Annotated in this window: 11 protein-coding genes; 6 read left to right on the forward strand and 5 right to left on the reverse strand. The window is 47.0% G+C overall.

Annotation, left to right across the window (positions count from 1 at the left end; all coding sequences use genetic code 11):
* Positions 1 to 10 precede the first annotated feature (10 nt).
* From ACOQPM_RS04310 to ACOQPM_RS04325, 4 genes are all read right to left on the reverse strand, one after another.
* Positions 11 to 1,342 carry an ABC transporter substrate-binding protein gene (locus tag ACOQPM_RS04310; protein WP_420627997.1) on the reverse strand — a complete coding sequence of 444 codons (1,332 nt, stop codon included), beginning with the start codon at positions 1,340 to 1,342 and terminating at the stop codon, positions 11 to 13.
* A 193-nt stretch (positions 1,343 to 1,535) separates the two neighbouring features.
* Positions 1,536 to 2,381: a carbohydrate ABC transporter permease gene (locus ACOQPM_RS04315; protein WP_420627998.1), complete on the reverse strand. Its 846-nt coding sequence runs from the start codon at positions 2,379 to 2,381 to the stop codon at positions 1,536 to 1,538.
* Positions 2,374 to 3,255: a carbohydrate ABC transporter permease gene (locus ACOQPM_RS04320; protein WP_420627999.1), complete on the reverse strand. Its 882-nt coding sequence runs from the start codon at positions 3,253 to 3,255 to the stop codon at positions 2,374 to 2,376. The genes ACOQPM_RS04315 and ACOQPM_RS04320 overlap by 8 nt, the downstream gene beginning before the upstream one ends.
* A gap of 107 nt (positions 3,256 to 3,362) precedes the next feature.
* Positions 3,363 to 4,559: an ROK family transcriptional regulator gene (locus ACOQPM_RS04325; RefSeq protein WP_420628000.1), complete on the reverse strand. Its 1,197-nt coding sequence runs from the start codon at positions 4,557 to 4,559 to the stop codon at positions 3,363 to 3,365.
* A gap of 261 nt (positions 4,560 to 4,820) precedes the next feature.
* Between ACOQPM_RS04325 and ACOQPM_RS04330 the strand changes: the two genes are divergently transcribed.
* Complete coding sequence (locus ACOQPM_RS04330; protein WP_420628001.1) at positions 4,821 to 5,012, forward strand: hypothetical protein; 192 nt, start codon at positions 4,821 to 4,823, stop codon at positions 5,010 to 5,012.
* A 15-nt stretch (positions 5,013 to 5,027) separates the two neighbouring features.
* Complete coding sequence (locus ACOQPM_RS04335) at positions 5,028 to 6,236, forward strand: hypothetical protein (RefSeq protein ID WP_420628002.1); 1,209 nt, start codon at positions 5,028 to 5,030, stop codon at positions 6,234 to 6,236.
* On the opposite strand, the gene ACOQPM_RS04340 is transcribed toward ACOQPM_RS04335, so the two are convergent.
* Positions 6,207 to 8,894, reverse strand: a complete 2,688-nt coding sequence (locus ACOQPM_RS04340; RefSeq protein ID WP_420628003.1) for an NB-ARC domain-containing protein — start codon at positions 8,892 to 8,894, stop codon at positions 6,207 to 6,209. The genes ACOQPM_RS04335 and ACOQPM_RS04340 overlap by 30 nt on opposite strands.
* A 112-nt stretch (positions 8,895 to 9,006) precedes the next feature.
* On the opposite strand from ACOQPM_RS04340, the gene ACOQPM_RS04345 reads away from it, so the two are divergent.
* The 4 genes from ACOQPM_RS04345 to ACOQPM_RS04360 all read left to right on the forward strand — a co-directional run bounded on the left by ACOQPM_RS04345 (position 9,007) and on the right by ACOQPM_RS04360 (position 12,552).
* Positions 9,007 to 9,567 (forward strand): hypothetical protein, encoded by a 561-nt coding sequence (locus tag ACOQPM_RS04345; protein ID WP_420628004.1) that lies wholly within the window; start codon positions 9,007 to 9,009, stop codon positions 9,565 to 9,567.
* Positions 9,568 to 9,575: 8 nt separating this feature from the next.
* Positions 9,576 to 11,846 (forward strand): peptidase domain-containing ABC transporter, encoded by a 2,271-nt coding sequence (locus tag ACOQPM_RS04350; protein ID WP_420628005.1) that lies wholly within the window; start codon positions 9,576 to 9,578, stop codon positions 11,844 to 11,846.
* An 80-nt stretch (positions 11,847 to 11,926) separates the two neighbouring features.
* Positions 11,927 to 12,151: a mersacidin/lichenicidin family type 2 lantibiotic gene (locus ACOQPM_RS04355; protein ID WP_420628006.1), complete on the forward strand. Its 225-nt coding sequence runs from the start codon at positions 11,927 to 11,929 to the stop codon at positions 12,149 to 12,151.
* Positions 12,152 to 12,300: 149 nt separating this feature from the next.
* Positions 12,301 to 12,552: a mersacidin/lichenicidin family type 2 lantibiotic gene (locus ACOQPM_RS04360; protein ID WP_420628007.1), complete on the forward strand. Its 252-nt coding sequence runs from the start codon at positions 12,301 to 12,303 to the stop codon at positions 12,550 to 12,552.
* Positions 12,553 to 12,665 lie beyond the last annotated feature (113 nt).

Raw genomic sequence — 12,665 nt, forward strand, 5'->3', positions numbered from 1 at the left:
TCATTATTTCCTACGGTAACAACTCTTCGATTTGTACTTTCGCTTCAGCCAATGCTTCTTCTGGCGTTAATTCACCCAACTTGACCTGATCCAAAAGCTGATTCACGGCATCTTGCATTTCGTTTTGCCGTTCAATCACGGGCGGCACAATGGCGTAGTTCAGCGAATCGAAAACAACTTGACGACTGTTGGGCGGCGTCTGTGCCAAATACCCTTCCACATATTCCGGGTTATTCAGCGTCGGCAGTTCCCAGCCCGACTCAATACGAATGTTCGCCATGTCGGAGCTAGAGGTGAAGAATCTCGCCCATGCCCATGCCGCCTCCCGCTGTTCGGTGGCTGCAAAAACAGAAACCCCGTTGGAGAAGAAATGGGTAGCCTGCGTTTCCATCCCCGGCTCAACGGCAATATCCCACTCAAACGGCGCATCAGCAAAGGCCGCAAACATCCAGATACCGGTTACAGTCATGGCGATTTGTTGCGAGGTGAACATGTCGCCATCGGACAAACCGGCCATATCGGTATCGCTGGGCATCACGCCGTCGGTTTCAATGAAGTCAATCATCGTTTGCAGCGTTTCCACACAAGCGGGGGAATCAATCGTCACTTCGGTCATATCTTCATTGAAGAATTCACAGCCGTTTTGCGCTGCTTTTTTATAGAATTCCCAGAACTGAATGCCTGAATGCAAGCCCCAAACGCCAGCATTGGCATCGGTCATTGGCGCGGCGGCGGCGACGGCATCATCCCATGACCAGTCGTTTGTGGGGTAATCCACACCGGCGGCATCGAACATATCTTTGTTGTAGAACATGACGACGGTGGAGAAGGTAGCGGGGAGGGCTAGTTGACGGCCGTTATAGTTAAATGCCTCCAATGAGCGAGGGTAAAAAACATCGGCCGAATAATCTGCATCGGCTTCCGCCAGTGGTGTTAAATCGGCCAAAACCCCTTTTGCGGCAAAGGTGACAAAGTTTTCATAGTTCAGCTCAAACACATCGGGGGCTTCACCACCAGCAATGAGCGCTTGCAATTTGGTGAAATATTCGTCAAATGGGGCTGTTTCAACCTCAACGTTAATGCCCGGATTTTGCTCCTCAAAAATGGCAATCATCTGATCCAGTTCACCCAGGTGGTCTGGCGCGGCCGAAAAAGTAAAGTAAGTAATTGTTATCGGTTCTGCTGACGGTTCCTCGGCCGTTGAATCATCTGTATCAGCTACAGATTCGGCAGCGCTACTTTCTTCACTAGGGGTGGCAGTTTCCCCAGATGAACAACCAATAGCCAGCAATGCAACTAATAAAATCATCACAATAAATAGAAAAGTAGATTTTTGTTTCATTTCATTCTCCTCATTAGAAATTTGATAAAATAGTTATGTTTGACGTGAGCGTTCAGGTGACAGTCACTTTTTTCCAAAGGCGATGGCAACATCCAAGCCATTTTGAAGTGACTGTCACCTCTGGGACTGAACAGTTACTGTTTGATCAATAAATTGCGTATCTAACCATAAGCACCTCTTTGCATCACAGCACCTACCCCTTTAGTCCAGTCGTTACTACGCCTTGCACAAAGTAACGTTGGGCAAACAGGTACACAATCAGCATGGGAATGATGGTGATAACAGCTCCCGCCATGACGAGATTCCATTGGGTTAACCAACGGCCGTGTAAGGTCGCCAACCCAACCGGCAACGTCATCAACTGCTCATTCCGCACAATAAAGAGCGGCCACAAAAAGGCATTCCACGACCCCATGAAAGCAAAAACACCCAACGTCGCTAAAGACGGCCGTGACAAAGGCATAATGATGCGCCAGAAAATCGTCCAGCGTGACGCGCCATCAATAAAAGCAGCCTCTTCCAACTCTTTGGGCAGGGTCAGGAAAAATTGCCGCAACAAAAACGTGCCAAACGCACTAAAAACGCCGGGAATAATCAACCCTGGATAGGTGTTAATCCAGCCTAAGTAACGCATCAGGATAAACAGGGGAATGATGGTTACTTGGGAAGGGATCATCAATGTTGCCAGATAAAGCACAAACAATGCGTTGCGACCACGAAATTCAATTCGGGCAAAAGCATACGCCGCCATTGCGCTAACAATAAGTTGTCCAGCAGTGGTCAAAACAGCGACCACAAGGCTGTTCCAAAACATGCGCGGCATGGGGAAAATTTCTGTCAAGCGCGTGTAACTATCAAAAGTCAACGGGCGCGGGATGAATTGCAGCGGAATGGACAACACATATTCGTCGGTCTTCAATGAGGTGGAAATCATCCAGAAAAACGGGATCAACATCATAAGAGCCGCTGCCAACAGCAAGGTGTAAAAAAGCAGTTTTTTACCCGCTGCATCTTCCCGTTTCAAAGTTAAATCACTCATATGCTACCCACTTCCTTTGCAAACGCATTTGCACCACCGTCACCGCAAAAACCAGCAAGAAAAGAATCCAAGACAATGCCGAGGCGTATCCCATCCGGCTATAGCTGAATGCATTTTTCACAATCAATTCCACCAACACACTTGTGGCTCCGGCTGGCCCCCCTTCCGTCATAATCCACACCTGATCGAATACTTGGAACGAGTTAATCAACGAAATAATCAGGGCAAAAAAGGCTGTTGGTGACAGCAAGGGAAGCGTAATCCGCCAGAACGTTTGCCATTTGCTGGCCCCGTCTATCGAGGCCGCTTCGTAATACACATTGGGGATGCCCTGCAATCCGGCCAAAAACATCACCATCAAGAAGCCGAGGTCTTTCCACACACTCGTAATCACCACCGCTGACATCGCCCACTGCGGATCGAACAACCATGCCGGCCCCTCAATCCCCACCAGACTGAGGGCAAAGTTCAAAAGGCCAAAACGGGGATTGAAAATCCATTTCCACAGCAAGGCAATCGCTACCCATGCAGAAACAACGGGGATAAAAAATGAAGCTCGGAAAAACATCACCCCTTTCAGCTTTTGATTGAGGATGATGGCAATCGCCAGCGAGCCGGCCATCACAAAGGGGATGTAAGAGACAATGTAGGTCAGCGTGTTTTTTAACGCCCGCCAGAAATCCTCATCGGCAAACAAACGCTTAAAATTGTTCGTCCCCACAAAGTTGGGCGCGGTCAACAAGTCCCATTCAAAGAGTGTCAGCCCTAGCGAGGATAAAATGGGCATCACTGTAAAAAGCAGCAGCCCAATTAGGCTGGGTAAAAGAAACACGCTCACCCAAAGATATTTGTTCCATCCTTTATCTCCTGCCATAGGTTTTTCTCCTTTTGCCAGAGATTAGAGACTGAGCGAATCACCGAGCTCTAATCAACTTAATTCACTGAATGAAGAAAGAGGGGCAAAAAAATATAACTACACCCTTATTTCAACACCGGGGACTTGAATAACTCGCCTAGAACGAGGCTGGCCGCGCCTCTAGCCCAAGTTTTATCGCCTAACGGCTCAATAACAATTTCCAAACTACTTGCCAAACCGTTAAACCCATGCTTATGAATCGCCTCCCGCATCGGTTCTAATCGCCAATTTCCGGCCTGCACCCCCTCGCCGCCGACAATGATTAATTGCGGATTGAGGAGGTTGACCAGCGTGGATATGCCAATGCCCAGCCAACGACCGGCATCAGCCAGCAAATTTTGGGCTAACAAGTCGCCTTCATCAGCAGCCTGTACAATTGTCGCTAAATTTAGGTTTTCTACAGAAGATAAGGCGGTGTCACTTCCTTGTGCAACCAGTTCCTGAGCATAATGCAAAATAGCATTGTCGGAGGCCAGTTGCTCCAACGTAACGGGCGGGTCGCCGTCAAGCATGGTGATATGACCAAATTCGCCCGCACCGCCAAACGCGCCGCGATAAAATTGCCCGTTCATGACAATCCCTGCGCCAACACCTCGGCCGATGGTGACAACGATGAAATGGGGAATGTCACGGCCGTATCCAAACCATCTCTCCACAATGGTCAAAGTATTAACATCATTTTCTACGTAAACAGGTAAGTCAAAATGGGTGGCAATAGGGCTGGCAATGTCTACATCGCGCCAGGCGAAATAAGGGGAGTAATGGCAAATGCCTTTTTCGCCGTCAATCACCCCGGCCATGCCAATACCAATGCCAACGACCCGCGAGCGTTCAACGGCCGATGCAGCGAGCGTGTTTTCAATGGCTTGGATAACGGCCGTTAACACATCTTCAGGGCTAGGCGAGGGGCTATCTATGTTGAGAGGAAGCACTTGATGGAAGATCACCTTCGCGTCAAGGTCGGTGACGGCAACCATAATTGCCTCTTCCATGAGCTTCAAGCCGATAACAAAACCGGCTCGGTGGTTCAGCCGCAAGAAAACGGGGCGACGCCCGCCGCTAGATTCACCCTCCCCCATTTCCTGCACAATCCCGTCGGCGATGAGGCTGCTGGCGATGTTGGAAATTGTACCCGCGCTCAGGTTAGATTGACGAATGAGATCTGTGCGCGAGATCGGCCCTCGGTTTTTGATGAGATTCAATACCAAGCTGCGGTTGATGTCTTTAATTAGATCGCGGTTGCCTTTTCGTAAACGAGCCACAGAGTCTTATTTTCCTTGAAAGCAAACAAAGTTACTTTAATCATTGAATAAAGTAAGTGTAGATAAAAAATCCACCTCTGTCAAGGGATTTAAATCTTCTTAAAGTATTTGCGTACCTTTTACGATGAAGATACCGACCAAAGCAAGCGCGTAACACACATAACATTAGTGATTGATCCAAATTGGGGCTAGTTTCTATTTTCAGAACCTGATAAATTGGCAATAATATTGGTATTTAGGCTAAAAGGAGAAAACCTAATCATGAACCAGAAGCGGAATCCCCACTTGAAAAAGAGCCTTAAAGAAACAGAAATGAATCTCTTGCAACTGCAAAAAGACCTCGCTTTGCTTGACCTCGATGAATTGCATGTGGAATCCCTTGAAGAGCGTCTAAATTTGTCTGGCGCTGGTTGTGTCATTGATACAAATGGGCAACCTGTTTATAAATTTTAATGTAGGAGATGCTTCGTGGACAAGGATGAGCAGGCTTTAACTTCTTTTCGCTTGGCAACCTCTGAAAATGTTCAGCAATACGCACTAAAAACAAAAAATGGTGCATATGTTAAGCTGTCTGCCAGCGCCCATGCTTTGCTTCAAGCAGTGAATAATGGGCTAACTTTTGCTGAAATCGCAGCAATAATGACCACACAACAGAACAAATCTGTTGCTGCTCAAGACGTCGCTGTTGCCTATGAAAAGTTGGTAAAGAAGATAAAATCTCAGGAAATATCTTCAACAACCCGGTTAACTGGCTTTTGGTTTACATGGACAATTTTGCCAAAGGCATTTGTGAAAAAAGTAGGCCGACCGCTGACTCGGTTGTTTTATCCCATCAATGCGGCTTTGCTGCTCATAAGTGTGGCAGCCATTATTGCCGCGTTTCTCAATCAACCAGATTCGTGGCGCTTCATGCCATCATTTGCCTCATTTGCCCTGCTACTGTTGGGCTTTTTTTTCCATGAGGTTGGGCATGCCACTGCTCTGCTTTCTTTCGGGGAAAAGCCAGGGGGCATTGGTATAGCTGCTTACTGGATCGTGCCAGTATTCTTCAGCGACGTTTCGGCCGGCTGGCGTCTTCCCCGTTTGCAGCGCATTGTGGTTGCATTGGGCGGCCTTTATTTTCAAATTATTGTGTGTGGTGCTTACGGGGGCCTCTACTTAGTTACAAAGTGGGAACCGTTGCACGCCGCCGTTGTGGCCATTCTGGTCAGTTCGCTATTTACGTTACTTCCGGTGTTCAAGATGGACGGTTACTGGATCATCTCCGATTTGCTGGGGGTTACAAACCTAGATCAGCAGCGACTCACTATTTTAACTCATTTGTGGCACAAGATAAACGACCGTACAACAAAAGCATTACCCTGGCCCACCTTGATTTCTGTTGCTGTTTTTAGTTACACGCTGGTGAGCGTGGTTACGGCCGTTTACTTTCTCACACAGGGACTGGCTTTAAGGTGGCCTCACATTCTTGCCTATCCATCTCTCATTTTTGATCTTCTACAGCGGCTAACCACAAAAACAGATACCTTATCCTTTGCTTTTTTAGAACAGATAATTATGGAGACCTACATTGTATTCGCTATTATATTTGCATTGTTCTGGTTCTTGCGAACGGGTTTCCATATATTCAAACATCGGTGGTCTATGTTACAAAAACCGAATATGTCGCGGGTCTGAAAGCCACTGCTGCACAGCTTTTTGATGCACATGATCTATTTTCGTAAAAGTTGCCAGACTGTTTTGCCCATACGTCAGCATCGCATCTTTATCACCATTGGCGAAGGCAAGTAGAGCCAAGCCAAATTGGGCAAAGCCTACTTGCGCTTTAAAAGCGTATTTTTCTGCCATTTCTAGTGCCATATGCCAATTGGAATCCGCAAAAGATAACTTCTCTTGAGCAAGTGATAAGCTCCCTTTACTTAGCAGGATGTGGCAATGGTACCATGGGTCACGCACTTGCTCTGCTAAAGCAGTTGCTTGCTCAAGATAGGACCCTGCCTGCAGAAATTCGTTTTGCAGGATAGCTAAGTTCGCCTTGTGTCGCAACACATCAATGAGTAAATCTGCATCCCCTACTGACTTTGTCAGCTCAAGTGCTCGGGAGAAATATGCCTCTGCCTGAGGTAAGTCACGTAGCTGCCATGAGCATTCTCCCAATGCAGTTACGAGCAAAGTCAAAACTCTCGGGTTATTTAGCTCTTGAGCAATTGCCTCCCCGGCAATTAAGGTTTGGCCTGCTTGACCGTAATCACCAATGTGTGCCATATGCAAATGGGCTTGTCTCTGGCTCAAAATTGCCTGCAACAGACGAAAGCCAACTGCGTTGGCTAAGTCGCAACTTTCATCGTAGCATCGCTTTGTTTGCTTGTAGTCGCCAGCACGAAAGGCTAAAAATCCCAAATTCATCAAAATGAGCGCACTTGTCGGCTTATCCTCAAGCTGTTGTGCTAGCGCTAAGCCTTCTTCATATAATCGTTTTGCCTGCTCAAAATCTGCCTTGTCATTAACAGCTAAGGCACCTAAGCCGTTGAGTAAAGTGCAATGCAGTTGTGTCAATTGGTGTTTTTGCGCCAGTTCTACACCGTCAGACCAAAATCGTTCTGCTTGCTCATATTCACCTTGCTGATGATATGCCATACCCAAATATTTGTAGGCTTCGCCAATGAGCTCCGGTTCCTCTGAGGTATATGCCAGTTGAAGGCTTTTTTGGTGCGACTCTATCCCTTTTTGCACATTGCCCCAACGAATTTCTAGCTGACCCAGACGATTGCTTAACTTAACAAGATTTGGCAAATCATCGGTTTTGCCAGCTACTTGGCAGGCGCGTGTTAGATGGAACGCAGCAATATCATAAAGGCCGCGAATAGATAAATATTGGGAAATATCACGAACACCTTCAACATATAATGAATAATGTCCATGTTCATACGCTTGTTCCAGAACACCTATTGTATTTTGAAATTCCAGCTCAACGGCATCGTAATCATTTTTGTGCTTTTGTAGGTAGGCCAGAAAATGCCGGACGGCTCGCTCATGAACATGGGGATCGTTGAGTTGCAATTTGGCATAATCTTTTAATAAAGGGTGCAAATAGAAACGATCATTTTTTCCGTGTTGCATTAAGGATAAACTGCATAGCTGTATAACGTTGGTATGTGCTTCCTCTAAGGTAGTGTTGGTAACGGCCGTTATAGCATCCAGATCAAAATCATCTCCCTCAAAAATGCCAAGTGCCGCAAAAAAAGATTGCAAACGAACTGGAAGGGCAGCATAACTAACCTTGAATGTCGCATGAATAGATTGATCTTCATCGGAAACGGCATCTAACCGCCTTTTTGTCTCTTTGAGCTGTTGCAAAATCCGCGCAGTTGTCCAACCTGGTTCATATGCTAAACGTCCAGCAATGATAGCAATTGCCAGGGGCAGATGCCCTAACAAAGCAGCAATATCCCCAAATGATTCTTTTTTTGTATGCACGACTGAATCACCAATGATACGAGAGAAAAGTATCAGGGCTTCTTTGCGTTTTGTAGACAACGGCCGTATGTGGAAATGAGACGCTCCTCTGGCAACCCGCAGATTGCGATTGCGTGTGGTTAACAGCACAGCACAATTGCCTGTTGGGGGCAGCAAAGAGCGAACCTGCTCACTTCGCTCCACATTATCTAGAATAATCAGCGCTTGCTTGCCTGCCAGCAAGTTGCGTACCGCCTGGCTGCGCGTTGCTTCATCGCTGTATTGATGAACCGAAACATTATATGCATCAGCAAATAGACTTAAAATTGACATCACGGATGAAGTGTCTACGCGCGCCCAGAGGACACCGTCTGGAAAGTGATGGCGGCATTCATATGCTAGCCGTGCTGCCAATGTTGTTTTGCCCACCCCACCCATGCCGTGAAGCACATAAAGCGTTGTATGGCTTTCTTGCCGTAGCTTAGCGCGCAACGCAGCCAATTCACGTTCACGCCCAACAAAATATGGTATGTCGGGAATAACCTGAAAAGGGGCTCTCGTTTGCTGCTCTTGTAGCTTTGTCATCCAGGGACGCAGCCATTTCTTGTCTGATTCGCTTTGTGTTTGGTGCCAAAGGTCAACAAAGGGGGGGTGGTTCGCGGATGCAAGTAACTGATTGACTTGGCTAATTTCGAGCCGCATTGCGGCAGCAGTTTGAATCAGGTCGCGCCAGTTACGCGGTTTCTTCACGACGCCGCGCAACCAATTGCGAATAGTACCGCGTGGGATGTTCGCCCTCTCAGCTAATTGGCGCTCACTCCACCCTACTTCGTCCATATATTGGCGTAACAAAATGGCCAAGGAAGCGGTTGTTTCCATATATTGATCCAAATTGATCCAATGAAGGGATGATTATGATCCAGCCAGAGGGCAGATTCAAATCAACTTTTGTTTTATCTTGAACATCACCTGCTTTGTTAGGAATGGAAATATGGAAGAATGGGAAAACAGGAAACGATCAATTTTTCGGGCTGAGGCAGTGCAGCATTATGTCCAAAGCCAGCAAGAATCAGTCATCCCCAAATTTGTATCGCCGTACGCTTTTCCATACTTCTGGATGTTGATTTGTTTGTTAATCACCACGCTTTGCCTAATGTGGCTGGTAAGAATCCCCATATTTGTTTCTGGGCAAGCGGTGATTGTAGAGGCACCAGGCACATCCTTGCCAGAAAGCGCTGTTCTGGTCATATTTTTCCCACCGCAGTATCTCACTCAGCTTCAAGAAGGGCAAGCTGTTTATATTCAATCTGCATTGAATGATGTGCCAATTCAACAAACGATTATAGCAATTTCGCCAGATGTTGTCAGCCCAACGGTAGCAACGGCCGTTTACGGAGTTGATGCAGAATTAGTTGCTGGGCCAACGGCCGTTGCCCTAGCTGATTTTAATTTGCCAGAACAGTCATCTTACCCAACGGACACTTTTCTGGGCAGCAGGTATTTTGCCCAAGTAGAAGTTGACTCACGTCGGCTAATCTCCTTATTCCCATAGGAACGTCCATGCGTAGCTCAATACCTACGTTATTTTTCAAAAAAATGAATGGGCAGTTGCTTAACCGTTGGGAACGGCTTAAAGGTTTGCAGCAGTCATACAACCGGCGCAGAGTACCCGTGCTGTTACAGTTAAGCGCTATCGAGTGTGGTGCAGCCTGTTTGGCCATGATTTTGAGTTATTACGGCCGTAAAGCACGCGTGGCTGAAATTCGGGAGCAATGCAGCGTTGGTCGTGATGGCCTTACAGCCCAAACCATTGCCCGTGCTGGTCGTCAGCATGGCTTGCGTGTAAAAGCATACTCTTTAGAGCCAGAAGCTCTACAATACGTTACGCTACCCGCCATCGCCCATTGGGGGTTCAACCATTTTGTGGTTGTCGAGCAATGGTCACCTGAATTTGTTGATATTGTGGATCCAGGCTCAGGCCGTCGCCGCTTAACAAATGCCGAATTTTCGGCCGAATTTACAGGTGTCATCTTAACTTTTGAACCCAGCATTCACTTTGAACAGCGCTCCGAAACAACAACTGCCCCGTGGAAACAGTACAGTAAATATTTACTGCTATCTCCAGGCACGCCTCGGCTTATTACCCAGGTTTTGGGTGCCTCTTTATTGCTGCAACTGCTCGGCTTGCTGATCCCCATCATAACAAAACTGCTAATTGACGATATTTTGCCGTTCAAAAGGGATGGTCTCATGGCCTATTTGGGTGTGGGTATCATCGTATTGTTGTTGGCACAGCTTACCGCCAGTTACTTAAGAGCAACTATCCTGGTTTATTTGCAAGCTAGGCTTGATTCACAAATGATGATGGGCTTTTTTGAGCATGTTCTTTCTTTGCCTTTTCAGTTTTTCCAGCAGCGTTCAACTGGCGATTTGCTCATGCGCCTGAACAGCAATACGCTCATCCGCGAAATATTGACAAACCAGACAATTTCATTGTTTCTAGATAGCTCGTTTATCCTCATTTATTTGCTGATCATTCTATTTCAGTCATCGCAATTTGGAATCATCGTGCTAGCGATTGGCCTTCTTCAAGCCGGAATGCTTCTGGCTACGCATAGGCCAGTGCAGCGACTGGTACAGCGGCAGTTGGCCGAACAATCAAAAGAGCAAGGTTATTTAGTAGAAGCGCTTTCTGGTATTGAAACGCTAAAGGCAGCGGGCGCAGAAAACATCGCTTTTGATAAATGGTCCAACCTCTTTTTTAAGCAGCTCAATGCCACGATCAGGCAGAATTATGTAACGGCCGTTATCGAAATCATCATGACCAATATCCGCACCTTTTCTCCGTTACTACTCCTCTGGGTGGGCGCACGGCACGTTTTGGCAGGCGAGATGAGTTTAGGAACCATGCTTGCCCTCAACACTCTGGCCGTTGCCTTCCTAGTTCCACTAAGTTCACTTGTCTCGTCAGGCCGCCAACTACAGCTAGTTACTGCCCACCTGGATCGTGTGGCGGATGTGTTAGACGCAAAACCAGAGCAAGACCTTTCACAAGTGCAAATAGCGCCAATTTTACAAGGACACATTTCAATCGAAAACGTCAGCTTTCGCTACGATGAAAACGCCCCCTTCATTTTGCAGGGCATATCCGCCACCATTTTGCCCGGACAAAAAGTCGCCATAGTCGGCCGTACTGGCTCTGGTAAAAGTACCCTGGCAAAATTGTTGGTTGGACTGTACACGCCCACATCCGGCGCAATTTTTTACGATGGCTTGCCTCACAACCAACTAAACTATGGTTCGCTTCGGCAACAATTTGGCGTTGTTTTGCAAGAATCCTTCCTGTTCAACACCTCCATTCGCCAGAACATTGCCTTTGGCAACCCTGCTTTGTCATTAGACGAAACAATGCAAGCCGCAAAATTAGCCGCCATCCATGACGACATCGTCCAAATGCCCATGCAGTACGAAACAATGGTTTCTGAAGGCGGCGATGCCCTGTCGGGCGGTCAGCGCCAGCGCTTATCCCTGGCTCGCGCCTTAGCCAACCAACCAGCCATCCTGATTCTAGATGAAGCCACAAGCCATCTGGACGTCTCCACCGAAAATTTGGTTGAGCAACACCTCAGTTCCCTGGCCTGCACACGCATCGTCATTGCCCACCGCCTCAGCACCATCCGTAACGCTGACCTCATCCTGGTACTAGATGGAGGGCAAATTGCAGAGCGCGGCACACACCACCAGCTTGTGACCCAAAATGGTTTCTATGCCGCCCTAATTGCGGATCAAGTAGAACAGGAAGAAAAAATCATGGAGAACTTTCCATTGTAATAATATGGGATATCCAGCTAAATCGTATTTGGCTGCCAAGTAATTAAACAATTCACGCACGTTAAGTAAAGGAGATCAGAATGTCACAAATAGATGTTATTCGCGCTTGGAAAAACAAGGATTTTCGTAATTCTCTCTCAAAAGAAGAACATGAAAATCTTCCACCACATCCCTCTGGCTTAATTGAAATACCGGATGATGTTTTAAGCGGTGCTTCCGGCGGCACTACTGCATATACACTTGAATGTACCTATAGCTGTATGTGTGGTGGTCCTACATATCATGGAAACTATTGCGCCTTATAAATTACTGCTCGGAGAGCTAATTAGCTCCGTACATTTATTTGAGATACACACCTAACCACGGTAGGTGCTATCAATCAAAGATATCGAGTGAATTTTGCCGAGCATAAACGCCAAAGCTTACTCAACTAATTTAACAAGGAGAATGTCAAATGTTAACAAAATCTACAATTGTTCGTGCTTGGAAGGATAAAAGGTTTCGTGCCTCTCTCTCAGAAGAGCTAATGCAAAATTTACCACCTCATCCATCAGGGTTGATCGAGATACCTGAAGATGCTTTGGACACTGTGGCTGGCGGTACTGGTACCTATAGCTGCAACGGGACCCCAGCGTCTGCTTGCCTTGATTGGTCATGCGGTGGAAGTGGTGGTGGAAGCAATATCTTTAGCTGTAACGTCATGTGATTTATTCAGACCAAGAAATTTATCACTAGACTAGCCAACCAATTATTTATGCCTGCGATCTAGGCTATACCAGGTACCGTGGTTACCTGGTATACACGCCACCACAGCAGTTA

Source organism: Candidatus Leptofilum sp. (assembly GCF_965223525.1).
Classification (GTDB): Bacteria; Chloroflexota; Anaerolineae; order Promineifilales; family Promineifilaceae; genus Leptofilum.